This window comes from Burkholderia sp. MSMB1826, from assembly GCF_001526325.1.
Classification (GTDB): domain Bacteria; phylum Pseudomonadota; class Gammaproteobacteria; order Burkholderiales; family Burkholderiaceae; genus Burkholderia.
On the sequence record NZ_LOYN01000055.1, the window covers coordinates 95,506 to 121,149 of the forward strand.

Annotated in this window: 34 protein-coding genes and 1 tRNA gene; 30 read left to right on the forward strand and 5 right to left on the reverse strand. The window is 64.5% G+C overall.

What is annotated here, in order from left to right; all coding sequences use genetic code 11:
• Positions 1-137 precede the first annotated feature (137 nt).
• The 13 genes from hisC to tatC all read left to right on the forward strand — a co-directional run bounded on the left by hisC (position 138) and on the right by tatC (position 8,336).
• Positions 138-1,211, forward strand: coding sequence for a histidinol-phosphate transaminase (hisC, locus tag WS95_RS29585; RefSeq protein ID WP_034209775.1), 1,074 nt, complete (start codon positions 138-140; stop codon positions 1,209-1,211).
• Positions 1,212-1,276: 65 nt separating this feature from the next.
• Positions 1,277-1,864 carry an imidazoleglycerol-phosphate dehydratase HisB gene (gene hisB, locus WS95_RS29590; protein WP_011546606.1) on the forward strand — a complete coding sequence of 196 codons (588 nt, stop codon included), beginning with the start codon at positions 1,277-1,279 and terminating at the stop codon, positions 1,862-1,864.
• Between the two features lie 61 nt (positions 1,865-1,925).
• Complete coding sequence (locus tag WS95_RS29595; RefSeq protein WP_034209776.1) at positions 1,926-2,546, forward strand: YchE family NAAT transporter; 621 nt, start codon at positions 1,926-1,928, stop codon at positions 2,544-2,546.
• A complete protein-coding gene (gene hisH / locus WS95_RS29600) occupies positions 2,543-3,184 on the forward strand; it encodes an imidazole glycerol phosphate synthase subunit HisH (RefSeq protein ID WP_027783354.1) in 642 nt (213 codons plus the stop codon). Before WS95_RS29595 ends, hisH begins: the two co-directional genes overlap by 4 nt.
• 163 nt (positions 3,185-3,347) lie before the next feature.
• Complete coding sequence (gene hisA, locus WS95_RS29605; RefSeq protein ID WP_059827584.1) at positions 3,348-4,103, forward strand: 1-(5-phosphoribosyl)-5-[(5-phosphoribosylamino)methylideneamino]imidazole-4-carboxamide isomerase; 756 nt, start codon at positions 3,348-3,350, stop codon at positions 4,101-4,103.
• Positions 4,104-4,209: 106 nt separating this feature from the next.
• The gene (gene hisF / locus WS95_RS29610; RefSeq protein WP_059499735.1) at positions 4,210-4,983 is read left to right on the forward strand and encodes an imidazole glycerol phosphate synthase subunit HisF; all 774 of its coding nucleotides are present in this window, start codon (positions 4,210-4,212) and stop codon (positions 4,981-4,983) included.
• Entirely contained in the window at positions 4,983-5,399 is a 417-nt protein-coding gene (gene hisI / locus WS95_RS29615) for a phosphoribosyl-AMP cyclohydrolase (protein ID WP_011546604.1), read from the forward strand. Before hisF ends, hisI begins: the two co-directional genes overlap by 1 nt.
• Positions 5,396-5,761, forward strand: coding sequence for a phosphoribosyl-ATP diphosphatase (locus WS95_RS29620; RefSeq protein ID WP_011546603.1), 366 nt, complete (start codon positions 5,396-5,398; stop codon positions 5,759-5,761). Before hisI ends, WS95_RS29620 begins: the two co-directional genes overlap by 4 nt.
• 70 nt (positions 5,762-5,831) lie before the next feature.
• A complete protein-coding gene (locus tag WS95_RS29625) occupies positions 5,832-6,224 on the forward strand; it encodes a DUF4870 family protein (protein WP_034209778.1) in 393 nt (130 codons plus the stop codon).
• Positions 6,225-6,255: 31 nt separating this feature from the next.
• Entirely contained in the window at positions 6,256-6,621 is a 366-nt protein-coding gene (locus WS95_RS29630; RefSeq protein ID WP_059827586.1) for a histidine triad nucleotide-binding protein, read from the forward strand.
• Positions 6,622-6,715: 94 nt separating this feature from the next.
• Positions 6,716-6,946: a Sec-independent protein translocase subunit TatA gene (tatA, locus tag WS95_RS29635; protein ID WP_034209780.1), complete on the forward strand. Its 231-nt coding sequence runs from the start codon at positions 6,716-6,718 to the stop codon at positions 6,944-6,946.
• Between the two features lie 26 nt (positions 6,947-6,972).
• Positions 6,973-7,506: a Sec-independent protein translocase protein TatB gene (tatB, locus tag WS95_RS29640; RefSeq protein WP_059780300.1), complete on the forward strand. Its 534-nt coding sequence runs from the start codon at positions 6,973-6,975 to the stop codon at positions 7,504-7,506.
• Between the two features lie 41 nt (positions 7,507-7,547).
• Positions 7,548-8,336, forward strand: a complete 789-nt coding sequence (gene tatC / locus WS95_RS29645; RefSeq protein WP_034209782.1) for a twin-arginine translocase subunit TatC — start codon at positions 7,548-7,550, stop codon at positions 8,334-8,336.
• Positions 8,337-8,543: 207 nt separating this feature from the next.
• Here the strand turns inward: tatC and WS95_RS29650 are convergent, their stop codons facing one another.
• Entirely contained in the window at positions 8,544-9,749 is a 1,206-nt protein-coding gene (locus WS95_RS29650) for a Do family serine endopeptidase (protein ID WP_034209783.1), read from the reverse strand.
• A gap of 21 nt (positions 9,750-9,770) precedes the next feature.
• Here WS95_RS29650 and WS95_RS29655 point away from each other — a divergent pair, with 21 nt between their 5' ends.
• The 8 genes from WS95_RS29655 (at position 9,771) to WS95_RS29690 (ending at position 15,788) form a co-directional block, all read left to right on the forward strand.
• Positions 9,771-10,517, forward strand: a complete 747-nt coding sequence (locus WS95_RS29655; protein ID WP_034209784.1) for a Nif3-like dinuclear metal center hexameric protein — start codon at positions 9,771-9,773, stop codon at positions 10,515-10,517.
• A gap of 218 nt (positions 10,518-10,735) precedes the next feature.
• Entirely contained in the window at positions 10,736-11,356 is a 621-nt protein-coding gene (petA, locus tag WS95_RS29660; protein WP_034209785.1) for a ubiquinol-cytochrome c reductase iron-sulfur subunit, read from the forward strand.
• The gene (locus tag WS95_RS29665; protein WP_034209786.1) at positions 11,356-12,738 is read left to right on the forward strand and encodes a cytochrome b; all 1,383 of its coding nucleotides are present in this window, start codon (positions 11,356-11,358) and stop codon (positions 12,736-12,738) included. Before petA ends, WS95_RS29665 begins: the two co-directional genes overlap by 1 nt.
• A 21-nt stretch (positions 12,739-12,759) precedes the next feature.
• On the forward strand, positions 12,760-13,518 hold the full coding sequence (locus WS95_RS29670; RefSeq protein ID WP_034209787.1) for a cytochrome c1: 759 nt from the start codon (positions 12,760-12,762) through the stop codon (positions 13,516-13,518).
• A 94-nt stretch (positions 13,519-13,612) separates the two neighbouring features.
• Positions 13,613-14,224: a glutathione S-transferase N-terminal domain-containing protein gene (locus WS95_RS29675; protein WP_006400565.1), complete on the forward strand. Its 612-nt coding sequence runs from the start codon at positions 13,613-13,615 to the stop codon at positions 14,222-14,224.
• Positions 14,225-14,295: 71 nt separating this feature from the next.
• Positions 14,296-14,817, forward strand: a complete 522-nt coding sequence (locus WS95_RS29680; RefSeq protein WP_027809263.1) for a ClpXP protease specificity-enhancing factor — start codon at positions 14,296-14,298, stop codon at positions 14,815-14,817.
• A gap of 18 nt (positions 14,818-14,835) precedes the next feature.
• A tRNA-Thr gene (locus WS95_RS29685) sits at positions 14,836-14,911 on the forward strand.
• A gap of 673 nt (positions 14,912-15,584) precedes the next feature.
• Positions 15,585-15,788: a hypothetical protein gene (locus WS95_RS29690; protein WP_027783368.1), complete on the forward strand. Its 204-nt coding sequence runs from the start codon at positions 15,585-15,587 to the stop codon at positions 15,786-15,788.
• 59 nt (positions 15,789-15,847) lie between these two features.
• Here the strand turns inward: WS95_RS29690 and WS95_RS29695 are convergent, their stop codons facing one another.
• Positions 15,848-16,648, reverse strand: a complete 801-nt coding sequence (locus tag WS95_RS29695) for a transporter substrate-binding domain-containing protein (protein WP_011546588.1) — start codon at positions 16,646-16,648, stop codon at positions 15,848-15,850.
• Between the two features lie 234 nt (positions 16,649-16,882).
• Here WS95_RS29695 and WS95_RS29700 point away from each other — a divergent pair, with 234 nt between their 5' ends.
• From WS95_RS29700 to WS95_RS29715, 4 genes are all read left to right on the forward strand, one after another.
• Entirely contained in the window at positions 16,883-17,263 is a 381-nt protein-coding gene (locus tag WS95_RS29700) for an Imm10 family immunity protein (RefSeq protein WP_059827588.1), read from the forward strand.
• 105 nt (positions 17,264-17,368) lie between these two features.
• Positions 17,369-17,686 (forward strand): DUF7716 domain-containing protein, encoded by a 318-nt coding sequence (locus WS95_RS29705; RefSeq protein WP_059780296.1) that lies wholly within the window; start codon positions 17,369-17,371, stop codon positions 17,684-17,686.
• A 14-nt stretch (positions 17,687-17,700) separates the two neighbouring features.
• Positions 17,701-18,105 (forward strand): Imm1 family immunity protein, encoded by a 405-nt coding sequence (locus WS95_RS29710; protein ID WP_063890186.1) that lies wholly within the window; start codon positions 17,701-17,703, stop codon positions 18,103-18,105.
• Positions 18,106-18,133: 28 nt separating this feature from the next.
• On the forward strand, positions 18,134-18,469 hold the full coding sequence (locus WS95_RS29715) for an immunity protein Imm33 domain-containing protein (RefSeq protein WP_059827592.1): 336 nt from the start codon (positions 18,134-18,136) through the stop codon (positions 18,467-18,469).
• Between the two features lie 114 nt (positions 18,470-18,583).
• On the opposite strand, the gene icmH is transcribed toward WS95_RS29715, so the two are convergent.
• The 3 genes from icmH to tssJ form a co-directional block, all read right to left on the reverse strand.
• Entirely contained in the window at positions 18,584-19,366 is a 783-nt protein-coding gene (gene icmH, locus WS95_RS29720; RefSeq protein ID WP_034209792.1) for a type IVB secretion system protein IcmH/DotU, read from the reverse strand.
• On the reverse strand, positions 19,363-20,709 hold the full coding sequence (gene tssK / locus WS95_RS29725) for a type VI secretion system baseplate subunit TssK (protein ID WP_034209793.1): 1,347 nt from the start codon (positions 20,707-20,709) through the stop codon (positions 19,363-19,365). Before tssK ends, icmH begins: the two co-directional genes overlap by 4 nt.
• A 102-nt stretch (positions 20,710-20,811) precedes the next feature.
• A complete protein-coding gene (gene tssJ / locus WS95_RS29730; protein WP_034209794.1) occupies positions 20,812-21,423 on the reverse strand; it encodes a type VI secretion system lipoprotein TssJ in 612 nt (203 codons plus the stop codon).
• A 374-nt stretch (positions 21,424-21,797) separates the two neighbouring features.
• Here tssJ and WS95_RS29735 point away from each other — a divergent pair, with 374 nt between their 5' ends.
• The 5 genes from WS95_RS29735 to tssE all read left to right on the forward strand — a co-directional run bounded on the left by WS95_RS29735 (position 21,798) and on the right by tssE (position 25,600).
• On the forward strand, positions 21,798-22,424 hold the full coding sequence (locus tag WS95_RS29735; RefSeq protein WP_034209795.1) for a tetratricopeptide repeat protein: 627 nt from the start codon (positions 21,798-21,800) through the stop codon (positions 22,422-22,424).
• Between the two features lie 46 nt (positions 22,425-22,470).
• The gene (gene tssB, locus WS95_RS29740; RefSeq protein ID WP_034209796.1) at positions 22,471-22,986 is read left to right on the forward strand and encodes a type VI secretion system contractile sheath small subunit; all 516 of its coding nucleotides are present in this window, start codon (positions 22,471-22,473) and stop codon (positions 22,984-22,986) included.
• Between the two features lie 15 nt (positions 22,987-23,001).
• Entirely contained in the window at positions 23,002-24,492 is a 1,491-nt protein-coding gene (tssC, locus tag WS95_RS29745) for a type VI secretion system contractile sheath large subunit (RefSeq protein WP_034209797.1), read from the forward strand.
• Positions 24,493-24,562: 70 nt separating this feature from the next.
• Positions 24,563-25,066, forward strand: a complete 504-nt coding sequence (locus WS95_RS29750; RefSeq protein WP_059780291.1) for an Hcp family type VI secretion system effector — start codon at positions 24,563-24,565, stop codon at positions 25,064-25,066.
• Positions 25,067-25,114: 48 nt separating this feature from the next.
• On the forward strand, positions 25,115-25,600 hold the full coding sequence (tssE, locus tag WS95_RS29755; RefSeq protein ID WP_034209799.1) for a type VI secretion system baseplate subunit TssE: 486 nt from the start codon (positions 25,115-25,117) through the stop codon (positions 25,598-25,600).
• Positions 25,601-25,644: the final 44 nt, after the last annotated feature.

Consider the following 25,644-nt stretch of genomic DNA (forward strand, 5'->3'; position numbering starts at 1 on the left):
GCATGGTGCGCGGGGCCGGGCGGGCGCGCAGGCGCCGACACCGGCGGCCCCGGATCGACGCAGGAGACGAGTGCAGGGCGGCAGCCGCCGCCTTGCCGACCATTTGACGCCGGCGCGACGCACGCCGGCTTGAGACCATGACGACGCCACAAGACATCATTCGCCGCGACGTGCTCGCGATGACGAGCTACCCGGTTCCCGACGCGAGCGGATTCGTGAAGCTCGACGCGATGGAGAACCCGTATCCGCTGCCGGCGCCGCTCGCCGCGGCGCTTGGCGAGCGGCTCGCGCAGGTCGCGCTGAACCGCTACCCGGCGCCGCGCCCGGCCGCGCTGCTCGACAAGCTGCGCCACGCGATGCGCGTGCCGGCCGGTTGCGACGTGCTGCTCGGCAACGGTTCCGACGAAATCATCAGCATGATCGCGGTCGCGTGCGCGCGGCCGGGCGCGAAGGTGCTCGCGCCGGTGCCGGGCTTCGTGATGTACGAGCTTTCGGCGAAGCTCGCGCAGCTCGAATTCGTCGGCGTGCCGCTGAAGGCCGACCTGACGCTCGACGTCGACGCGATGCTTGCGGCGATCGAGGAGCACCGGCCGGCGATCGTCTATCTCGCGTATCCGAACAACCCCACCGGCACGCTGTACGACGATGCCGACGTCGAGCGGATCGTCGCGGCCGCGCGGCACAGCCTGATCGTGATCGACGAGGCGTACCAGCCGTTCGCGGAGCGCTCGTGGCTGCCGCGTGCCGCCGAGTTCGACAACGTCGTCGTGATGCGCACGGTGTCGAAGCTCGGCCTCGCGGGTATCCGCCTCGGCTATCTCGTCGGTTCGCCCGCGTGGCTGAACGAATTCGACAAGGTGCGCCCGCCGTACAACATCAACGTGCTGACCCAGGCGACCGCCGATTTCCTGCTCGATCACCTCGACGTGCTCGATGCGCAGGCGGCGCAATTGCGTGCGGAGCGCGCGCGCCTCGCGCAGGCGGTGGCCGCGCTGCCGGGCGCGACGGTGTTCCCGAGCGCCGGCAATTTCCTGCTGGTGCGCGTGCCGGACGCGGCTGCCGTGTTCGATGCGCTGCTCACCGAGCGGGTGCTGGTCAAAAACGTGAGTAAAATGCATCCATTACTGGCCGAATGCGTGCGGCTGACCGTCGGTTCTCCCGACGAAAACGCCCGCCTGCTGGCCGCCTTGAAACTCGCGCTGCCCGGTTGAGCCCAGGGCGCGGCGGCGCGCGACGATCAATCCCCATTTACATCAGACTCGATCAAGGAATTGCCATGCGTGTGGCGGAAGTCGTTCGCAATACCAGCGAAACGCAGATCCGTGTGAAGCTCGATCTCGACGGCACCGGCCGGCAGAAGCTGGCCACCGGCGTGCCGTTTCTCGACCATATGCTCGACCAGATCGCGCGACACGGTCTGGTCGATCTCGAGGTCGAAGCGCATGGCGACACGCATATCGACGATCACCACACGGTCGAGGACGTCGGCATCACGCTTGGCCAGGCCGTCGCGAAGGCGATCGGCGATCGCAAGGGCATCCGCCGCTACGGCCATTCGTACGTGCCGCTCGACGAGGCGCTGTCGCGCGTCGTGATCGACTTCTCGGGCCGGCCCGGCCTCGAATTCCACGTGCCGTTCACGCGCGCACGGATCGGCACGTTCGACGTCGACCTGTCGATCGAGTTCTTCCGCGGCTTCGTGAACCACGCGGGCGTCACGCTGCACATCGACAACCTGCGCGGGATCAACGCGCACCATCAGCTCGAGACGGTGTTCAAGGCCTTCGGCCGCGCGCTGCGCGCGGCGGTGGAGCTCGACGAGCGCGCGGCGGGGCAGATTCCGTCGACGAAAGGAAGCCTCTGAACGTCCGAACGGACTGCGCTCGGGACAACCTCACGGCTTCGGCGCGCGGCGCCGGCTTGCGATGGATCTGCTCAAATCGTTCATTTCGCTGCTCGCGCTGATCAATCCGGTCGGCGCGGTGCCGTTCTTCCTGAGCCTGACGGCGCAGCAGACGGAAGCCGAGCGGCGGCGCACGATCCGGATCGCGTCGGTGTCGGTGTTCTGCGTGATGACGGTGACCGCGCTGCTCGGGCAGCAGATCATCCACTTCTTCGGCATTTCGGTCGGGTCGCTCGAAGTCGGCGGCGGGATCATCATGCTGCTGATGGCGATCAACATGCTCAACGCGCAGATCGGCAACACGCGATCGACGCCCGAGGAGCGCGACGAAGCCGAGCTGAAGGACAACATCGCGGTCGTGCCGCTGGCGATTCCGCTGCTCACGGGCCCCGGCTCGATCAGCACGGTGATCGTCTATGCGGCGAGCGCGCATCACTGGTATGAGCGGGCCGGGCTGGTCGCGATCGGCGCGGCCCTGGCTTTTCTGTGTTTCGTCGCGATGCGGCTCGCCGAGCCGATCGCGAACTGGATCGGCCGCACCGGCATCAACATCGCCACGCGGCTGATGGGTCTGATGCTGTCGGCGCTGGCGGTGGAATTCATCGTCAATGGACTGAGGGCGCTACTGCCTGCACTGAGATGAAAACTTCGATTGCGATTGTGGATTATGGGATGGGCAACCTGCGCTCGGTCGCGCAGGCGCTCAAGAAGGCCGAACCGGCCGCCGACGTGGCGATCGTCGACACGCCGGCCGCGATTCGCGCGGCCGACCGCGTCGTGCTGCCCGGCCAGGGCGCGATGCCGGACTGCATGCGCTGCCTCGGCGAATCGGGGCTGCAGGAAGCGGTGATCGAAGCGTCGCGCACGAAGCCGCTGCTCGGCGTGTGCGTCGGCGAGCAGATGCTGTTCGACTGGAGCGCGGAAGGCGACACGAAGGGCCTCGGGCTGCTGCCCGGCAAGGTCGTGCGCTTCGAGCTCGACGGCCGGCTGCAGGACGACGGCTCGCGCTTCAAGGTGCCGCAGATGGGCTGGAACCGCGTGCGCCAGGCGCAGCCGCACCCGCTGTGGGACGGCGTGCCCGACGACGCGTATTTCTACTTCGTGCACAGCTATTACGTGACGCCGGACAACCCGGCGCACACGGTCGGCGAAACGGCCTACGGCGCGCCGTTTACGTCCGCGGTCGCGCGGGACAATCTCTTCGCGACCCAATTCCACCCCGAGAAAAGCGCGGAGGTCGGGTTGCGTCTGTATCGCAACTTCGTACACTGGAAACCGTAAACGTGGTGCGCGAGCCACAGTCGATCCGGCCGAACGGCCTGTCGCGCGGGGCTTGCCCGCTTAAGCGCCGATAGAGTTGTACTAAACTAGCGAGACGGCGCGGCACCGGTTTGGCCGGTACGCGCCGGATTCTTTTCATTTTCCACGACGACACCCGATTGCTATGTTGCTGATTCCGGCCATCGACCTCAAAGACGGTCAGTGTGTGCGCCTCAAACAGGGCGATATGGACCAGGCCACGATTTTCTCCGAGGACCCGGCGGCGATGGCCCGCAAGTGGGTCGATCTCGGCGCCCGGCGGCTCCATCTCGTCGACCTGAACGGCGCATTCGCCGGCAAGCCGAAGAATCTCGAGGCGATCGAAGCGATCCTCGACGAAGTCGGCGACGAAATCCCGGTGCAGCTCGGCGGCGGCATCCGCAGCCTCGAGACGATCGAGAAGTATCTCGACGCCGGCCTGTCCTATGTGATCATCGGCACGGCCGCCGTGAAGAATCCGGGCTTTCTGCAGGACGCATGCACCGCGTTCGCGGGCAACATCATCGTCGGGCTGGACGCGAAGGACGGCAAGGTCGCGACCGACGGCTGGAGCAAGCTGACCGGCCACGAAGTGATCGATCTCGCGAAGAAGTTCGAGGACTACGGCGTCGAATCGATCGTCTACACGGACATCGGCCGCGACGGGATGCTGCAGGGCATCAACATCGACGCGACCGTGAAGCTCGCGCAGGCGGTCGGCATCCCGGTGATCGCGAGCGGCGGCCTGTCGAACCTCACGGACATCGAGAGCCTGTGCGAAGTGGAAGAGCACGGCGTCGAAGGCGTGATCTGCGGCCGTGCGATCTACTCCGGCGATCTCGATTTCGCGGCCGCGCAAAAGCGCGCGGACGAACTGAACGGCGAACTCGACAACGCGTAACCGCGGTCGTCGCGTTCGCCGGGGCTGCCCGCGAGCAGCCCCGACCGGAAGCCTCGCGCGAGGCTTCCGCAACCGGCCGTCCCAGCGCGGCATTTGGCGCAACATCATGGCTCTAGCTAAACGCATCATCCCCTGCCTGGACGTGACTGCCGGGCGTGTCGTCAAGGGCGTCAATTTCGTCGAGCTGCGCGACGCCGGCGACCCCGTCGAAATCGCCCGCCGCTACGACGAGCAGGGTGCCGACGAACTGACTTTCCTCGACATCACCGCGACGTCCGACCAGCGCGACCTGATCCTGCCGATCATCGAAGCCGTTGCGTCGCAGGTGTTCATTCCGCTGACCGTCGGCGGCGGCGTGCGTGCCGTCGAGGACGTACGGCGCCTGCTGAACGCGGGTGCGGACAAGGTCAGCATGAATTCGTCGGCGGTCGCGAATCCGCAGCTCGTGCGCGACGCGGCCGACAAGTACGGCTCGCAGTGCATCGTCGTCGCGATCGACGCGAAGCGCGTATCGGCGGACGGCGAGACGCCGCGCTGGGAAGTGTTCACGCACGGCGGCCGCAAGAACACGGGCCTCGACGCGATCGAATGGGCGCGCAAGATGGCCGAGCTCGGCGCGGGCGAGATCCTGCTCACGAGCATGGACCGCGACGGCACGAAGTCGGGCTTCGACCTCGCGCTCACGCGCGGCGTGTCGGACGCGGTGCCGGTGCCGGTGATCGCGTCGGGCGGCGTCGGCTGCCTGCAGGATCTCGCGGACGGCATCAAGGACGGTCGCGCCGACGCGGTGCTGGCCGCGAGCATCTTCCACTACGGCGAGCACACGGTCGGCGAGGCGAAGCGTTTCATGTCCGACCAGGGCATCCCGGTGAGGCTGTGATGAATACCGAAACGAAATCCCTGCCCGCGTGGCTCGACAAAGTCCGCTGGGACGACAACGGCCTCGTGCCGGTGATCGCGCAGGAAGCGTCGACGAACGACGTGCTGATGTTCGCGTGGATGAATCGCGAGGCGCTCGCGAAGACGATCGAGACGCAGCGCGCGGTCTATTATTCGCGGTCGCGCAAGCGCCTGTGGTTCAAGGGCGAGGAGTCGGGCCACGTGCAGCACGTGCACGAGGTGCGGCTCGACTGCGACGAGGACGTCGTGCTGCTGAAGGTCGAGCAGGTGTCGGGCATCGCGTGCCACACCGGCCGGCATTCGTGCTTCTTCCAGAAATTCGAAGGCACCGTGGACGGCGGCGACTGGGTCGCGGTCGAGCCGGTGCTGAAAGACCCCGAACACATCTACAAATGACGCAATCGACCGAAGACACGCTGCTGCGCCTCGCGGCCGTGATCGATAGCCGCAAGGGCGGCGATCCCGATCAATCGTACGTGTCGCGCCTGTTCCACAAGGGCGACGACGCGGTGCTGAAGAAGATCGGCGAAGAGGCGACGGAAGTCGTGCTGGCCGCGAAGGACGTGCGCCAGGGCGGCGCGCCGAGCGCGCTCGTCGGCGAGGTGGCCGACCTGTGGTTCCACTGCCTCGTGATGCTGTCGCATTTCGACCTGAGCCCGGCCGACGTGATCGCCGAACTCGAGCGCCGCGAAGGCTTGTCGGGCATCGAGGAAAAAGCGCTGCGCAAGCGCCGCGAGCGCGAGGAAAACGGCGGGTGACGCACAGGCCCCGCCGCGGTGGCAACAGTGCGGTAAGCTGTAAGAATTGTCATCTGACGGGGGTAGCATCATGAACGAAACGTCGAACCAGTTTCCGACGCCGGCGGTGCCGGGAGCAGCCGATGCCGAACGCCTGAACGGGCTGCGCACGCTGACCCACGTGCTGTACGGCCTCTATGCGATTCACTGGCTGACGGGCGGTGTCACCGGCATCGTCGCGATCATCATCAACTACGTGAAGCGCGGCGACGTGGCCGGCACGCCGTACGCCGATCACTTCGAGTGGCAGATCCGCACGTTCTGGCGCGCGCTGATCGCTTACGCGATCGGGATCGCGCTGCTGTTCGTCGCGGTCGGATTCGTCGTGATGTTTGTCACATGGATTTGGACGCTGTACCGTATCATCAAGGGTTGGCTGTACCTGAACGACAACAAGACGCTCGATCCGCAGGCGTGGTTCTGACCGGCCGCGCGCGGGCGTTTGCAGGAGCAACATGAGTCACGATCCGAATTGCCTGTTCTGCAAGATCGCGGCAGGCGAGATCCCGAGCACGAAGGTGCACGAGGACGACGAATTCGTCGCGTTCCGCGACATCCGCCCGGCGGCCGAGACGCACGTGCTCGTGATTCCGCGCCGGCACGTGCCGACGCTGTCGGCGGTGAGCGACGCCGATGCGCCGATGCTCGGCCGGCTGATGCTGCTCGTCGCGCGTCTGGCCGACCAGCTCGGGGTCGCGTATACGGGCGGCGAAACCGGTTTTCGCACGGTGATCAACACGGGCCCGGGCGGCGGGCAGGAGGTCTACCACCTGCACGCGCATATCCTGGCCGGCCCGCGCCCGTGGCAACGGATGGGTTGACGACGCGGGGCGTTTCCCCGCATCCGATAGTCGAAGCCGGCGCGTCGCCGGCGATTTGCGCCGCATCGCGGCGTGGTTGAGGAGAGGTTTCATCATGGGTGGATTGAGCATTTGGCACTGGCTGATCGTGCTGCTGATCGTCGCGCTGGTTTTCGGTACGAAGAAGCTGCGCAACATCGGCAACGACCTCGGCAGCGCCGTGAAGGGTTTCAAGGACGGCATGAAGGAAGGCGAAACGCCGGCGGACGCGCAGCAATTGCCGCGTTCGGGCACGGTCGACGTCAACGCGAAGGAAACGACGCGTTCCGATTCGAACAAGGCGTAACGCCGGCACGCTGACAGGCATTCGCGATGCTGGATCTCGGTCTTTCGAAGATGGCGCTGATCGGCGTCGTCGCGCTCGTGGTGCTCGGCCCCGAGCGCCTGCCGCGCGTCGCGCGTACGGCAGGCGCGCTGTTCGGCCGCGCGCAGCGGTACATCAACGACGTGAAGGCCGAGGTCTCGCGCGAAATCGAACTCGACGCGCTGCGGACGATGAAGACCGATTTCGAATCGGCCGCGCGCAATGTCGAGACGACGATTCACGACAACCTGCGCGAGCACGAGAAGGCGCTGAACGACACGTGGCATTCCGCGGTCGGCGGTGTCAACGAAGGCTCGGTCGATGCCGGCACGTACGGTAGCGACACGCCCGCGGCGCCGTCGTGGCGTGGCGGCAGTTCGGCCGCGCTTGCGCCGAAGCGTCGCAACTGGCGCATCAAGCAGGCGGCGACGCCTGTCTGGTACAAGCGCGCGACGACCCGCCGCACCCACGTGCAGTCGGGCGCCGCACGCGTCGCGCGCCACCAGCCGGCCAGCCTGCGCCGGCCGACGCGCTTCTTCTGAGTCGAGCGCATGCTCGCTCGTCAATCCTACCGAGGGCCGGTGTGAGCGACCCCCAGCAGAACCCGGGCGACGCCCCGGAAGAAACCTTCATTTCCCATCTCGTCGAGCTTCGCGATCGCATCATTCGCGCGGGGCTGGCCGTGATCGTCGTGTTCCTCGGGCTCGTCTACTGGGCGCCCGACATCTTCAGGCTGCTCGCGCGGCCGTTGATGGAGAACCTGCCGAAAGACGGCAAGATGATCGTCACCGACGTCACCGGCTCGTTCTTCGTGCCGATGAAGGTCACGATGCTCGTCGCGCTCGTGATCGCGCTGCCGATCGTGCTGTACCAGATCTGGGCGTTCGTCGCGCCGGGGCTGTACCAGCACGAGAAGAAGCTCGTCACGCCGCTCGTCGGCAGCAGCTACGTGCTGTTTCTGTGCGGGATGGCATTCGCGTACTTCCTCGTGTTTCCGACGATCTTCCGCGTGATGGCGCACTACAACGCGCCGCTCGGGGCCGAGATGACGACCGACATCGACAACTACCTGAGCTTCGTGCTCGGGATGTTCATCGCGTTCGGCGTCACGTTCGAGGTGCCGATCGTCGTCGTGCTGCTCGTCCGGATGGGCGTGCTGTCCCTGAAGAAGCTGAAGGAAATGCGACCGTACGTGATCGTCGGCGCATTCGTGGTCGCGGCGGTCGTCACGCCGCCGGACGTGTTCTCGCAACTGATGCTGGCGCTGCCGCTCGTCGTGCTGTTCGAGATCGGGCTGCTGGCCGCGCGGTTCTTCGTGCCGAAGAAGCCGGCGGAAGAGGGCGAGGCGGGGAACGGCGAAGCCGCGGGTTGACGGCGCGGCGCCGGGCGGCTTTTCCGGTCAGGCCGGAGGGGCCGGTACCCGTGATCGGCCGCCAGCCAGCACATGCCAACGCGGCCTTTCCGGCACCGGACATCGTTCGAAGCAAAGCAAAAGGGCAGCCAGCCGGCTGCCCCTTTTCATTTCCGCGCCGCATCAAATCGCATCGCGAACGGCAAGCGGCGTGCCGCCCGCCGCGCCTCATTCGGTGTCGCTGTCCTGCTCGTCGAGCGTCTGCTTCGGCGGCGGCGGACGCTTGCCGATCACGACGTTCACGTCGAACTGCTTGCCCTTGCGGACGACGTGCACCTTGGTCGGCGTGCCCGGCTTGATTTGCGCGACGACGTTCAGCAGCTTCGTCGTGTCGGTGATGTCCTCGCCGTTGACGCTCACCAGGATGTCGCCCGGCTTGATGCCGGCCTTGTCGGCGGGGCCGCCCTGCAGCACGCCCGCGACGATCGCGCCCGATTTCTGCTGGAGCCCGAACGACTCGGCGATTTCCGGCGTGACGTCCTGCGGCTCGACGCCGATCCAGCCGCGCGTGACCGAGCCGGTCGTGATGATGCTTTCGAGCACCGTGCGCGCGGTCGACACCGGAATCGCGAAGCCGATGCCGAGCGAGCCGCCCGAGCGCGAGTAGATCGCCGTGTTGATGCCGAGCAGGTTGCCGTTCACGTCGACCAGTGCGCCGCCGGAATTGCCGGGGTTGATCGGCGCGTCGGTCTGGATGAAGTTCTCGAACGTGTTGATGCCGAGGTGGTTGCGGCCGAGCGCGCTGATGATCCCCATCGTCACCGTCTGGCCGACGCCGAACGGGTTGCCGATCGCGAGCACGACGTCGCCGACGCGCGACTGGTCGGAGCGGCCGAGCGTGATCGTCGGCAGGTTCGTCATGTTGATCTTCAGCACCGCGAGATCGGTTTCGGGATCGCTGCCGATCACTTTCGCGGTGGCCGTGCGGCCGTCGGCGAGCGCGACTTCGATCTGGTCGGCGCCGTCCACGACGTGCTGGTTCGTTAGAATGTAACCTTCAGGGCTCACGATGACGCCGGAGCCGAGGTTGGCGGCCGGCTCGTCCTGCTGCTTGCGGGCGTTGCGGTCGCCGAAGAAGTAACGGAACAGCGGATCCTTTGCGCGCGGGTCGGGCGGCAGCGAGCCGTCCTTGCTGGAGAACACGTTGACGACGGCCGGCATCGCCTTCTGCGCGGCTTCGGCATACGACGTGGTCGCCGGTGCGCCGCCGATGCCCGGCGCGACTTCGCGCAGCGCGACGATCGGCGTGGCGAGCTGCTTGCCGAGCTGTCCTTGCCGTTGCAGCCATTGCGGCTTGAGCGTCACGACGATGAACATCAGCGCGAGCAGTACGGTCACCGCTTGCGCGAAGAACAGCCAGAAGCGTCTAAGCATCTGAATGGATTAGAGGTTTATATGGATCGGATCGAACTTGAATTGTACTTGAACAATACCCTTGAAACCGCGCGCTTCAAGGACTATTGCCCGAACGGCCTCCAGGTCGAGGGGCGCCGCAAGATCGAGAAGATCGCCACCGGCGTGACGGCGTCGGTCGCGCTCCTCGAAGCCGCGCTCGAATGGGGGGCGGATGCCGTGCTCGTTCATCACGGCTATTTCTGGCGCAACGAGGCGCCGCAGATCACCGGCCGCAAGTATCAGCGCCTGAAGCTGCTGCTCGCGAACGACCTGAACCTGTTCGCGTTTCACCTGCCGCTGGACGCGCATCCCGAGTTCGGCAACAACGCGCAGCTCGGCGAAAAGCTCGGCCTGATCGGCGAGCAGCGTTTCGGCGAAGGCGACCTGGGCTGGATGGCGACGCTGCCGATGCCGGTCACGCTCGAGCACTTCGTCGCGAAGGTGGAGCGCACGCTCGGCCGCACGCCGCTCGTGCTCGGCGACCCGGACACGCAACTGCGCCGTATCGCGTGGTGCACGGGCGCCGCGCAAAGCTATTTCGACGCGGCGATCGATGCCGGCGCGGACGTGTTCCTGACCGGCGAGGTGTCCGAATCGACCACGCACGCGGCGGCGGAGAGCGGTGTCGCGTTCGTTGCGGCGGGGCACCATGCGACCGAGCGCTACGGAATTCAGGCGCTGGGACGCCACTTGTCCGAAGAATTCGATCTCGAACACCTTTTTATCGATATTCATAATCCGGTCTGAGCGACGGATTTGCGGCAGCGCACCGAAATTTCGCAATGTAGCACTCGCTTAAAAGCGAAATGATTTAATCGCTCCGATAGTGGGGGATAACCCTTAACTATCAATCACTTCGAAGGGATTTTCATCGCCGGGCCTTGTAAATGGCGACTCCATTCGCGCAAACTAGCGGCGGAATGAAAAGTCGTGACGGAAAATCCAACTCAGAAGTGGGGCGTGTGATGCGAGACAAGGAAGAGAAACGCGTCGACAGCGGCCGCCGTACCTGGCTGATTGCGACATCCGTAGCAGGTGGCGTAGGAGGCGTAGCCACCGTCATACCTTTCGCGGCGTCGCTCGCGCCGTCCGCGAAAGCGAAAGCGGCCGGTGCACCGGTCGAGGTCGATATCAGCGGCCTGAAGCCCGGCGAAATGGTGACCGTGCCGTGGCGCGGCAAACCCGTCTGGATCCTGAATCGCACCGATTCGATGCTGGCCGACGTGGTCAAGGCCGACAAGGAAGTGGCCGATCCGACCACGAAATCCCCGTATTCGATGCCGTTGCCCGCGTATTGCGCGAACGAATATCGCGCGCGAGCCGATCGCAAGAACATTCTCGTCGTGATGGCCGTGTGCACGCACCTCGGCTGCACGCCTAGCCAACGCTTCACGCCGGGTCCGCAGCCGAACCTGCCGGACGACTGGCCGGGCGGTTTCCTGTGCCCGTGTCACGGTTCGACCTACGACCTCGCCGGCCGCGTGTTCAAGAACAAGCCGGCGCCTCAGAATCTCGACATCCCGCCCTACATGTTCACGTCGGCGACGACCCTCGTGATCGGCAAGGACGAGAAAGGAGAAGCGTGATGGCCGTCGACAACAAGGAAGTCTCCACGACAGGTTTCACCGGCTGGATCGATCAGCGCTTCCCGCTCACGTCCACCTGGAAGAAGCACGTATCCGAATACTACGCGCCGAAGAACTTCAACTTCTGGTACTTCTTCGGCTCCCTCGCGCTGCTGGTGCTCGTCAACCAGATCGTCACGGGCATCTTCCTGACGATGAACTACAAGCCCGACTCGACGCTCGCGTTCGCATCGGTCGAGTACATCATGCGCGAGGTGCCGTGGGGCTGGCTGATCCGCTACATGCACTCGACCGGTGCATCGATGTTCTTCGTGGTCGTCTACCTGCACATGTTCCGCGGGCTGCTGTACGGGTCGTACCGCAAGCCGCGCGAGCTCGTGTGGATCTTCGGCTGCGCGATCTTCCTGTGCCTGATGGCCGAGGCGTTCTTCGGCTATCTGCTGCCGTGGGGCCAGATGTCGTTCTGGGGCGCGCAGGTGATCGTGAACCTGTTCTCGGCGATCCCGTTCGTCGGCCCGGACCTGTCGCTGTGGATTCGCGGCGACTACGTCGTGTCCGACGTCACGCTGAACCGCTTCTTCGCGTTCCACGTGATCGCGATTCCGCTCGTGCTGGTCGGGCTCGTCGTCGCGCACCTCGTTGCGTTGCACGAAGTCGGGTCGAACAACCCGGACGGCATCGAGATCAAGGCGAAGAAGGACGAGAACGGCATCCCGCTCGACGGCATTCCGTTCCACCCGTACTACTCGGTGCACGACTTCCTCGGCGTGTGCGTGTTCCTGATGGTGTTCGCGCTGATCGTGTTCTTCTCGCCGGAGATGGGCGGCTACTTCCTCGAGGCGAACAACTTCGTCCCGGCGAACCCGCTGCAGACGCCGCCCGAGATCGCGCCGGTCTGGTACTTCACCGCGTTCTACGCGATGCTGCGCGCGACCACCGACCCGTTCAAGATCGTGCTGATGATCGTGATCGCGCTGCTCGGCGTGCTCGCGCTGATCCGCGCGCGCGGCAAGTGGAAGGTCGGGTTGCCGGTGCTCGCCGCCGCGATCGTCGTGTTCATGTACCTGACGGAGTCGAAGTTCTGGGGCGTCGTCGTGATGGGCTCGGCGGTGATCACGCTGTTCTTCCTGCCGTGGCTCGACCGCAGCCCGGTGAAGTCGATCCGCTACCGGCCGCTGTTCCACAAGGTGTTCCTCGGGATCTTCGTCGCGGCGTTCCTGACCCTCGCGTTCCTCGGCACGCGCCCGCCGTCGCCGGCGGCGACGCTGATCGCGCAGGCCTGTGCGTTGATCTACTTCGCGTTCTTCCTCGGCATGCCCGTCTGGACGCCGCTTGGCACGTTCAAGCAGCCGCCGGAACGGGTGCGCTTCAAGCCCCATTAACGTGAGCGAGGAGAGAACGACATGAAGAAACTGCTTTCGACGCTCGCGCTGATCGGGGCGACCGCCTGTGCGTTGCTGGCGGTGCCGGCCGCGCGGGCGGAGGGTAATTTTCCGCTCGACCGGGCGCCCGATAACACGGAAAATCTCGTTTCGCTTCAGCACGGCGCGCAATTGTTTGTAAACTATTGCCTGAACTGCCACAGCGCGAACCTGATGCGCTACAACCGTCTGACGGATCTGGGCATATCCCAGAAGGAGATCGAAAAGAATCTCCTGTTCACGACCGACAAGGTCGGGAACACGATGTCCGTCGCGATGCGGCCCGACGACGCGAAGAACTGGCTCGGCACCACGCCGCCCGACCTGTCGGTCGAGGAGCGCGCGCGCGGCCGCGACTGGCTGTACACGTATCTGCGCAGCTTCTACCGCGACGATACGCGGCCGACCGGCTGGAACAACGCGGTGTTCGAAAACGTCGGCATGCCCCATGTGTTGTGGCAACTGCAGGGGCAACGCGTAGCCAAATTCGAAGACAAGACGGACGAGGAGACGGGCGAGAAGGTCCACACGCTCGTCGGCTTCCAGCAGGTCACGCCGGGGACGCTGTCGTCGCCCGACTACGATGCTGCGGTGGCCGACCTGGTGGCCTATATGACGTGGATGTCCGAGCCGGCCCAGCAGACCCGCAAGCGCCTCGGCGTGTGGGTGCTGATCTTTCTCGGTGTCCTGACTTTCCTGGCCTGGCGGCTGAATGCCGCGTACTGGAAAGATATCAAGTAAACACGCCTGACCGGCGTGGGGCCGGCGCAAGGCGGAACCCGTGAAAGGGGTTTCGCCGCGTGCCGGCCCTCGGCTTTTTTGAGGAAACGCAAATATGATGGTTCTGTATTCCGGCACAACTTGCCCGTTCTCCCAGCGTTGCCGGCTGGTGCTGTTCGAGAAGGGCATGGACTTCGAAATCCGTGACGTCGACCTGTTCAACAAGCCGGAAGACATTTCGGTGATGAACCCGTACGGTCAGGTGCCGATCCTGGTCGAGCGCGACCTGATCCTGTACGAATCGAACATCATCAACGAGTACATCGACGAGCGCTTCCCGCACCCGCAACTGATGCCGGCCGACCCGGTGCAGCGCGCGCGTGCGCGCCTGTTCCTGCTCAACTTCGAGAAGGAGCTGTTCGTCCACGTCAGCACGCTCGAGAACGAGAAGGGCAAGGCGGCGGAGAAGAATCACGAGAAGGCCCGCCTCGCGATCCGCGATCGCCTGACGCAGCTCGCGCCGATCTTCGTGAAGAACAAGTACATGCTCGGCGAGGAGTTCTCGATGCTCGACGTCGCGATCGCACCGCTGCTGTGGCGCCTGGATCACTACGGCATCGAGCTGTCGAAGAACGCCGCGCCGCTGATGAAGTATGCCGAGCGGATCTTCAGCCGTCCGGCCTACATCGAAGCACTGACGCCGTCCGAAAAGGTCATGCGTCGTTAACGTTGCAATGAAGGCATGACGGAGGGGGCGGCGCGGCGTGCCGCGTGCCCGCTCCGGGTTCGAGGATTGTGATGCAAGAGATTTCAACGAAGCCTTATCTGCTGCGCGCGTTGTACGAGTGGTGCACCGATAACGGTTACACGCCGCATATCGCGGTGAGGGTCGACAACTCGACGCGCGTGCCGCGTCAGTTCGTGCGTGACGGCGAGATCGTGCTCAACATCAGCTTCGAGGCGACGAGCCAGTTGCAGATGGGCAACGAGTGGATCGAGTTCACGGCCCGGTTCTCCGGGAAGGCGCACAAGATCGAGATTCCGGTTGCCAACGTGCTCGCGATCTATGCGCGCGAGAACGGGCAGGGCATGGCGTTCCAGGTCGATGCGGTGGCAGGCGAAGGCGAGGATTCGGGCGCGTTCGACGATGACGCCGTGCCGGCCGATGACGCGCAGCGCGACGAGTCCGTCTCGCCGTTGGCGCCGGTCGCCGACAGCGGCGCGAACGAGGAGCCGTCCGAAGGGGCCGACGAACCGCCGAAAACCGACGGCGACGGCTCGAAAGGCGGCAGCAGACCTCGCCTCAAGATCGTGAAATGAGGTAGAATCTCGCGCTACGCCGGCTTAGCTCATCTGGTAGAGCAGTTGATTTGTAATCATCAGGTGGCGGGTTCGAGTCCTGCAGCCGGCACCACATTGAACGAAGGGCCGGGAGATTTGTTCTCCCGGCCCTTCGTCTTTTCTGGCGCACTTCTCGCGTCTCGAGAGAATCAATTCGGCTGCACTATTGCGTCTGACCAACGCATGCAGAAGAGCAAGTAGGGTTCTCGGATGTCCAGGATTGCGTTGTCGTTGTCCGATTCGAACAGAACTTTGGGTTGCCCATCGCTCGCGCATCGGGCTATGTGACGACAAGCTCTCGACGTGCTCGAACCCGACGGCGTCAAACCTACGCCAATGCGTCCGATGCGGTTGAGCAATTGCGAAAGGCAAAGCGAAGCCGGGGCGGCTCCACGAACAGTTCACGCAGGACTGACGCAGTTTTTCGATTCTGCTCGAAGTCCATGCTCGACGTGCGACCACGCATATCAGTTGCAGCACGCACCCTGCGGTGGCCGGCCGCCGCCGTTTCGCCCCCGTTTCGCTGTCACGCCCGCGTCACGGTGCACCCCTAACGTTACGTTCCCGTCGCTGCGACCTTGCCCGATCGCGACCGCGCACCTGCAGGCGACGACGTGCCCGCGTCGCCGGCAGACCACCGGGATCTCGCTCCCGGCGCCGCAGCGATCATGCATCGCGCCATTTCCTTCGAAAACACGATCGACGCCGGTTCGGACCGGATCGCGGACGATCAGGAGACACGAACCATGCTGAGCCCGCATGAATTCTCGATGCTGCTGCGCATTGCACGTGCGCCGGACAGTGTCGATCAATCGAATCCCGCTTTCGCCGTGCTGGTCGAGAAGCGGTTGGTGGACCCGACGCAGGTGCGCGTGAATGCGGTGGCCGTGCGTCCGGCGCTGACGCCGATCGGCCAGATGCTACTCGCGCGCTTCGACGAAGCGGCTTGAGGAGACGCGTCACGCCTTCGTCGACGTGACCGGCGCGACGCGTCGAAGCGCCCGATCGCTTACTGCGCGACCGGCACCGTCACGTCGCTGCCGAACCAGTGCGTCGAGATCTTCTTCAGCGTACCGTCCTTGCGCAGCGACTCGAGCGCGTCGTTGATCGCCTTCTCGAACTTCGGGTTGCCCTTGCGGAACGGGATCGCCATTTCCTGCTTGCCGCCGTTCAGCACCGCCCCCGCGCGCAGCGGCAGGTTCGACGTCTTGATCATGTACGGCAGCATCAGGCGGTCGTCGAGCGTCGCCTCGATGCGGCCCGCGGCGAGATCGCGCAGCTTCTCCGGCGCGCCCGGATACGTCTGCACCTCGATACCCGGCACGGTGCGCGCCATCTGGTCGTAGTTGGTGCCGAGCGTCACGCCGAGCTTCTTGCCCTTGAAATCGTCGAGCGACTTGAAGTTGCGCGTGTCGTCCTTGCGCTGGATTAGCTGCGCGGCCGAGTACGTGTACGGTTCGCTGAAGTCGAGCGCTTCCTTGCGCTGCGGCGTGATCGTGACCTGGTTGACGATCACGTCGAACTTGCCGGCCTGCAGGCCGGCGATGATGCCGCTCCATTCGGTCGGGATGAACTGCGTCTTCACGCCGAGCTTGCCGGCGACCGCGTTCGCGACGTCGACGTCGAAGCCCTCGAGCTGGCCGGACGTGCCGCGCGAATTGAACGGCGGATACGTGCCCTCGAGGCCGACGCGCAGCACGCCGGCTTTCTTCACGGAATCGAGCAGGTCGTCCGCGTGCGCGGCGACGGCCGTGAAGCCGAGGGCCGACGCGAGCAGCAGGCCCGACAACAGGAACTTCGAACGTTTCATCGCAGATCTCCAGTGTGCAGCGTGGGGTAATGAGCGCCGGGCGCGGTCGGGCCCGGCTGAGCCGAAATACGGGCACGTAGACACTACTCGCAACCGTGCCTTACCGGAAGTCGAAGTGGCCCTGATTGCAATCGATTTCACGAAAAACCGGTGACGTGCTCGCGCAGGCCGAATAATCTGACGAAAATAGTGCGCCGGAGGGCGCCGAAATCATCGGGCCGGGAGCAGATCGACATGGATTTCAGTTTTTTCGCCGAGGTCGCGGCTTACACGTTCGAGGACGGCGTTCATGTCGTCGGCGTGGCGGATCGCGACCCGCCGACACACTACGTGATCCTGCAGCGCGGTGCCGAAGACGACGAACGAGACGAGGCGCTCGGCCTCGGCGCGTATTACATGGAAGTGTGCGAGAGCGGGGTGGCCGGCTATGGCGGTGTCGAGTCCGTCTCGTTGCGTGGAGAAATGCTGAATATCCAACTGGCGCCGGATGCGCGATGGGCGCAAGGGCTGGCGCGGGTCACGATCGTGGTGCGCGCGACGGACGGACTGGAACACGTGAAGCAGGGGTTGGCGGCGGTTTTTGCGGGAACACCGGTCACGCTGCGCATCGACTGACGCGCGCGCGGAGGCGGGCGCGCCGGGAATTGGCATAATCACGGCCTGCCGCGGGTCGCGCGCGGCCGATGCAACGCAATCAATCCGGATACCACCGCAATACCCATGTCGCTCGATTCACCTAGCGCAGTGTCGCTGCACCATATTCTCGAACGTCCCGGCGATTTCTCCGGGTGGCTTTACCTGCCGCCGATGCCGTGGACGCTCGACACCGAGGGCGCGTTTTTCGAAGATGCCGATGACGCGCAAGCGGACGTTGCGTCTGCCATCGCGGCCCGGCCTGGCTGGAAGGTCACGCTGGACAGCGCGACGATCGAGGACATCGTGATCAACGCGCACGATCAGGTCGACGAGCCGAGCGTCGCGCAATTGCTCGATGCGTTCGTCTTCTACGTCGAGAACGACGCGTTCATCCTGTTATGACGACGGGCCGGCGAATGCGAACGACGATCGTGATCGAGGAAGCGATCGTCGGCAACCGGTCGCACGTGACGGAGGCGCCGTGCGACGATCCCGCGCTGGCGATCGCGGTCGTCGAACGACTGAATGGCCACGATCGCTCGACCGTCGCCTTCGAAGCGAGCGACGCAACGGTGATGACGATCGGCGGTGGCGACGACGGTCGATATGTCGTCTTCATCGCATCGGAGATCGACGCAGCGTTGCTGACCCTGACGACGCCCGAGGCGCCGGCAGATGAAACGATCGAACTCGTGGCAGGCGGGCAGCGAGGCACCTATCCGGCGCAGCAGTGCGTTGACCGCGCGACGGCGGCGCAGGCGGCTGCCCATTTCGTATCGACCGGCGGCGCCGATCCGCGGTTGTGCTGGCAACCCGGCTGACTCGCCGCAAGACAGGAAGAAAGCGAACATGGCCGACGATCCGGCAGCGCTGCGCGCACAACAGGATGCCGTTTGCGCACGTTACGGGCTGCATGCCGTCGAACCGGAAGACATGGTTGCCGTCGCGCTGTCGACGCTCGGGCGCATGCCCGTCTACGGCACGCGCATCGCGCTGTCCGAACGCGACAACGTCGGCTGGTTCTTCCATTGCGGCGAATACAGCGACGCCGCCGACTTCTATCAGCCCGTGCACGCCGCGCACTTGTCGACCTGCCTGCCATGGGTTCTGCCTTATCTGCGGTTGCCGCCAGGCGCACGCTTCATCATCGACGATGCCGGCTACGAAGACGTCTGGATGGCGTGACGAATCGGTACGCCGTCGGTCTTCTTCAGTTGTCCGGACAAAGCCGACAGAAGCGAAAAAGGACCGCCAAGCGGTCCTTTTCCCATGAAACGGCGTTCGAAAAACGTATGCCCGTTACGGCAGCGAAATCGTCAAATTAGCCGACTCCGGCCCGACCTTGATCACCTGCGAATAGGGGGCGAGCGTCTGCAGCGTCTTGTCCTTCAGATACGTGTTGAGCCCGATGAACGCGAGCAGCGCGACGAGCGCGAAAACCGCCCCGATCGCCCACACCGGCACCTCGCGCTTCAGTCGATGCGCGATCTGATCGGGCAGCGGCCAATGCGGCGCGAACGGCGCGCGTTTGCCCTTCATGTGCGCGATCTCGTCGCCGAGCCGCGCGGTCAGATACGCGAGCTTTTCCGGCCCCTCGAGCAGGTACTTGCCCTGGAAGCCGAGCAGCAGGCACATATGGAACACCTCGAGCGACTGCAGTCGGGCGGCACCCTGCGCACGACCTTCCTCGAGATACTGAAAGAACTTCTCGCCCGCGAGTTGCTCGCCGAACAGCACGAGCTGCAGCGGCCGGCGTTCCCAGTCGGTCCGGATCTTGAACTGCGACGACAGTACCATCTCGTCGATGGCCGCGCAGAACGCGAACTTCGCGCCGTACACGTCCTCGGCGGCGATGTTCAGCTTCTTCGCGCCGCGCTCGAAATCCGACAGAAATTCCTGGATCCGCGTGCTGAACTCGCTGGCGCTGTCCGGCTCCCGCCCATTCTTGAGCAGGAACAGCATGAAGAACCCGTCGTACAGCAAATCGAGCAACGAGCGGGCTTGGAACGCGGAGTCCGTCGACGCCGGGCTATGCTGGGGCGGCGGCACGTTGTCGCCGAACAGGGAGGGCGCGTAGCTCATGATGTGACCGCGATCAGTTCGAATTTCAGGTCATTGATGCCAGTCGGCGCGTAGATCATCGCGGACTGGGCCTGCAGCATGCGCTCGTACAGCGGGCTGCGCGAATCGAGCGCGAAGTAGCACGCGCCGGGGCGCACCGGAATCGCGGGCGGCACCTGCGGCGTGTACGACAGCCGCACGCCGGGCATGGCCGACAGCACGAGCTTGTCGACGTCGTCGGGCGCACCGACCTTGAAGCGGGCCGGCACCGCATCGACGAGCTCGACGCTCGGCATGTCGGCCGATACCGCGAGGTAGAACTCGGTCTTGTCGTCGATCTTGCCGGAATCGAGGCGGCCGAGGTGGAACGACGGGCGCACCTCGTCGAGCGTGATCGCGAAATAGCGCGTCGAGATCACGGTGTCGAGCAATTCGCGCAGCATCAGGTCGAGACGCGCGAAGCTCGGCCCGGGATCGTCGTGGCGGTACACGGGCAGGTCGGCGAGCGTATAGCCCTTCGAGAACGTCATCAATTGACCGGCGAGGCGCAGCAGTTCGTGGAACAGCCGCTCCGGATGCAGCGCCGCGTGCTGGTGCAGGTGCGCGAGCGTCGCGAACGCGGCGTTCGCGGTGTGCAGCAGCCAGAACGACGCGATGTCGCCGGAGCGGAATTCGATGATGTTCTTCGACGGCTCGCGGTGAAAGCCGTACAGCGCGTTCACCTTCGCCTGCAGTGCGTCGACCAGTTGGCGCAGCCGCTGGTGCAGGATCGGCGACGCTTCGATCGCGAGGCAGGGCGGCACGAAGCTGTCGTCGATCTCGAAACCGGACGTCGCGGTGCGGCGCACGCGCACGAGCGGCACGGACAGCAACTGGTCGCGCGGCTCGCTGTGCGCGATCAGCTTGACCTGCGTCTTCAGGAACGTGATGTCGGCTTCGGCGGCGTCGGTGAAGTTGTCGGCGACGCTCGTCTGCTCGCTGACGAACCGCGTCATGAAGCCGGCGGCCGGATCGTCGCTGTAGTTGGTGCCGTTCTCGCGCAGCGGGTGCAGCGCGAGATAGAACACGAATTCGTTGATGCCGTCGGGCAACGTATCCAGCGCGATCGGCGGCGGCAGGTCGTCGGCCTGCGGCGCGGCATACAGCGCGCCGTCCGGGAACACGAGCGCGAGCTCGGCCACCCGCAGCACGTTGCTGCCGAGCGCGTCGCGGTCGATGCGCACCGAGCGCACGCCCCAGTTGTACGGCTGGATCGCCTGGATGGACTCGAACAGGCGCGCCTCGTGGTACGCGTCCTGCCGCTGAAAGTGTTGAGGCCGGAGGAACAGCCCTTCCCCCCACAGCACCTTGGCCGAATAACTCATGTCAAATCCGGTTAATGTGGCGTTGCGATGTAATCGATTTGTTCGTGCCCGAATTAAATCGCCAATTGTTAACTCTTGTTAATTGACATTCGTGCGTCATGTTTAACCGCAGGAGACCGAAGAAAGCATATTCAGCGGTTGCGACGGCGCACCCTGCTGCGGAGCGATGACCGTACCGTCGGTGACCGTCATCGCGCAATTATGCAGGCCGACGATTATGCCGGATTTCTCCGACTTCACCGGATCGAACGTCAGTTTCCATCGTTGTATTGCGGGATCGCGGAACAGCGCGACGATGCCGAATGCCTGCGCTTCACGCGACACCTTCTCGGTTGCCGTATAGCGCTGGCCCGGAATCAGCGTGATTTCGCGCACATTCAGCAGATCGGCGCCGAGTGCGGCTTTTTCCTTGGTCGGATCGGTAAATGCGTCGAACGGCGCTTGCTGGAACGAGGTCGGGTCCTTCAGCGCATAGAGCCGGACGACGAGCGCGAGCGGCTTGTGGTCGGTCGCGGCATTCAGGTTCGGCGCGGCGGCCAGCGTGAGGCCGATGTTGCGCGGCGGCTTCTGCGCGTCGGGCACCTCGGGCTTGCCGATGCCGGCCGCGGACATCACGGCGCTGGCGGCCGAGCCGAGCAGCGGGGCGGCCGCGCATCCGGCCAGAAGGGCGCACGCAACCAGCGGCAGCGCGTAGCGAATCATGGACGATCTCATCGTTTTTCCGGCGTGCCGCCTTTATCCCTGTCAAAACTGCCGGGATATTGCCGCGTTCGCTGCGTATCCCCGACATTGCACCGTTCAACTATTAAGCACGCCCGCGCCAGGCAAGCGTTCGGAAATTTTTTCCGCCATCCGGGCGGCGGGTCGCGCGGCCAGTAAAACTTGCGCATTCCGGTCGAAAGGAAAAACCGCCGCGAGCCCGCGGCGAGAGGCCATTCGAGGGGGTAGCGCCCGGTTTTAAAAGGAATTACTCTTCACACGACGATTGAATTATGAAAAATTGATCGGTACTATACCCGCGCGCTTCTTGCAAAGCAAAAGAACCAGATTCTCAACGATTTAAAACTCACGCGCCGGTGGATATAACGATGAAAGACCGTCTGTTCGCAAAACTGTCTGGGGTAGTGGTGGCTTGCGGCGTGATCGCCGGCTGTGCGAGCCAGCCTCCCGCGCCGCCGACTGCGGAAGTGTTCAACAAGTCGCTGGCCGATGCAGACGCCGTCGCGAAGGCGGGGGATCAGGACAAGGCGCTCGGCCTGTACCAGCAGCTCGCGAAGTCGGATCCGACGCGCGAGGAACCGTGGTCGCGCATCGCGCAAATCCAGTTCGCACAAAACCATTACGGGCAGGCGATCGTCGCCGCCCAGGAAGCGCTGCAGCGCGACGCGACCGATCGTCAGGCGAAGAGCGTGCTGGCCGTCGCCGGCCTGCGGATCGCGACGCAGTCGCTCGGCGAGCTGCGCCAGGACGCGTCGCTCGCGGGCGACGCGAAGTCCGACGCGCAGGCGCTCGCGAAGCAGCTGCGCGACACGCTCGGCGAATCGGCGCTGTTCCCGCCGGAAACGAAGGTCGCGAAACCGCGCCCGCCGCGCCGGGTCGTCCATCGTCCGAAGGGCGGTGCCGCACCGGCCGCCGAGGCGGCGGCGTCGACCACGCCGACGCCGCCCGCGGCGCAAAAGGGCAGCGCGGATCCGTTCGGCGCACTGCGCAACTGAAACCGCAACTGACGCGATAACCACAACTAACCTGGGAGCCGTCGAGATGGCCAAGAAAGAAAGCATTCAGAAAAGCTTGCAGAAAATACGGCCGCCGCGCGTCCAGCTGACCTACGAGGTCGAGAAGGGCGATGCGATCGAGGTGAAGGAACTGCCGTTCGTCGTCGGGGTCGTCGGCGATCTGGCGGGCCAGTCCGAAATCGAGCAGCCGAAGCTGCGCGACCGCAAGTTCGTCAATATCGACCGCGACAATTTCGACGACGTGATGAAGGCGATCGAGCCGCGTGCCGCGTTCCAGGTGGAAAACCGCCTGAGCCCGGAAGGCGGCAAGTTCGCGGTCGACCTGAAGTTCCGCTCGCTGTCGGATTTCAGCCCGGACCAGGTCGTCGAACAGGTCGAGCCGCTGCGCCGCCTGCTCGAGGCGCGCTCGAAGCTCGCCGACCTGCGCAACAAGCTCGCCGGCAACGACAAGCTCGAGGATCTGCTGTCCGAGGTGCTGAAGAACACGCAGCAGTTGCAGGAGCTCGCGAAGGGCACCGGCAGCGACAAAGACGGCGAATGACGACGGAGTGTTGAGATGAACCAGCAAACGGCTGCGGCCCAAGCGAGCGGTGCGGAATACGCCGCCGGGACTTCGTTGCTCGACGACATCGTCGAGAAGAGCAAGGTCGCGAAATCCGATTCCGAGCATGCGCGTGCGAAGGACCTGATCGGCGAACTCGTGCACCAGGTGCTCGACGGCACGGTGATCGTGTCGGACAACCTGTCGGCCACGATCGACGCGCGCGTCGCGGAACTCGACCGCCTGATTTCCACGCAGCTTTCCGCCGTGATGCACGCGCCGGAATTCCAGCGCCTCGAAAGCACGTGGCGCGGGATGGACTATCTGGTCAAGGAAAGCAACACGGGCCAGACGATCAAGATCAAGGCGCTGCACGCACCGAAGCGCGACCTCGTGCGCGACTTCAAGGGCGCGAGCGAGTTCGACCAGAGCGCGCTGTTCAAGAAGGTCTACGAAGAGGAATTCGGCACGTTCGGCGGCTCGCCGTTCGGTGCGCTGATCGGCGATTACGAGATCTCGCGCCAGCCGGAAGACATGTACTTCATCGAGCAGATGTCGCACGTCGCGGCGGCCGCGCATGCGCCGTTCATCGCGTCGGCGTCGCCGGAACTGCTCGGTCTCGAGTCGTTCGCCGACCTCGGCAAGCCGCGCGACCTCGGCAAGGTGTTCGATACCGTCGAATACGCGAAGTGGAAGTCGTTCCGCGACGCCGAGGATTCGCGCTACGTCGGCCTGACGCTGCCGCGCTTCCTCGGCCGCCTGCCGTTCAATCCGAAGGACGGCCAGACCGCGGAGAACTTCAACTTCGTCGAGGAAGTCGACGGCACCGATCACGACAAGTACCTGTGGTGCAACGCGGCATGGGCCTTCGCGGCGCGCCTGACGGCCGCGTTCGACGACTTCGGCTGGTGCGCGGCGATCCGCGGCGTCGAAGGTGGCGGCCTCGTCGAGGATCTGCCGACCCACACGTTCAAGACCGACGACGGTGAAGTCGCGCTGAAGTGCCCGACCGAGATCGCGATCACCGATCGCCGCGAGAAGGAGCTGAGCGACCTTGGCTTCATCCCGCTCGTCCATTGCAAGAATTCAGATTACGCCGCGTTCTTCGCTGCGCAATCGGTGCAGAAGCCGAAAAAATACAGCACCGACAGCGCGAACGCGAACGCCGTCCTGTCCGCCCAGCTTCAGTACATCTTCTCGGTATCGCGCGTCGCGCACTACCTGAAGGCGATGATGCGGGACAAGATCGGCAGCTTCGCATCGGCGCAGAACGTGGAGACTTTCCTCAACCGGTGGATTTCGCAATACGTCCTGCTCGACGACAACGCCTCGCAGGAACAGAAAGCGCAATTTCCGCTGCGCGAGGCATCCATACAAGTGTCGGAGATTCCGGGCAAGCCGGGCTCGTATCGTTCGGTCGCGTTCCTGCGTCCGCACTTTCAGCTCGACGAACTCTCGATTTCTCTGCGACTTGTCGCTGATCTGCCCAAACCGGCAAATTCATAAGCGAGTAAATCGCCCGGGCGGGCCGCCTGGGTAGGACGTTAAAACCACCTCTTTGGGGAGTCGAAGGGCCATGTTACATATGCACTTGCAGTTTGGTAGTCCCGCGGTGAAGGGCGAGTCCGCGGACAAAGACCATCAGGGCTGGATCGAACTGAAATCGTGGGATCACTCGATCATTCAGCCGCGTTCGGCAACCGCATCGACCGCTGGCGGTCACACGATGACGCGTTGCGAGCACGGCGACATGATCTTCACGAAGGAAATCGATTCGTCGAGCCCGCTGCTGTATCAGCACGCTTCGGGCGGTACCACGTTCGACGAAGTGACGGTCCATTTCTCGCGCGCGGACGGTGAAGGCAAGCGCGTGCAGTATCTGGAAGTCAAGCTCAAGTACGTGATCATCTCGAGCATCGCGCCGAGCGTTCGCGAGGAAGGTCTGCCGCTCGAGACGTTCTCGCTGAAGTACGCAGCCGTGCAGTGGAAGCAAACCCAGCAGAAGATCGGCGGCAACCAGGGCGGCAACACGCAAGGCGCCTGGAGCCTGACGAAGAACGACAAGACCTACGCGGTCTAAGGTCGGTTGCGGCAACGGGGCGCGTCGCGTCCCGTTGCCGTTTTCGTCATGAAACGATTCGAACCCAGTTTTCTCGACAAGCTGTTCGACGACGAACCGCATCTGCCGGCAACGGCCGCGATGCGGCAATTGTCGCTGGACGAGCTCAAGAATACGGTCGCCCGCGACGTCGAGGCGATCCTCAACACCCGTATCGCGCACACCGAGGACGAGCTGGCCGCACTGCCGGAATGCCAGAAATCGGTGCTGACCTACGGACTGAACGATTTCGCGGGGCTGAGCCTCGCGAGCCACTACGATCGCGCGTTCATCTGCAAGTCGATCCAGCAGGCCATCGCGCGCCACGAGCCGCGCCTGCAGCAGGTGCAGGTGACGTTCGAGCTGAACGAGCAAGCCACCAACGCGCTCTACTTCGCGATCCAGGCGCTGCTCGTCGTGCATCCGGCCGAGGAGCCGGTGAGTTTCGACGCGATGTTGCAACCGTCGACGCTGCAATATTCGGTCACGCGTGCACGCGCGGCACGAATGCAGTAAATCAAGCCGCCGAGCGGGCCGGACCGCCCGGTGGTCGATCAGGT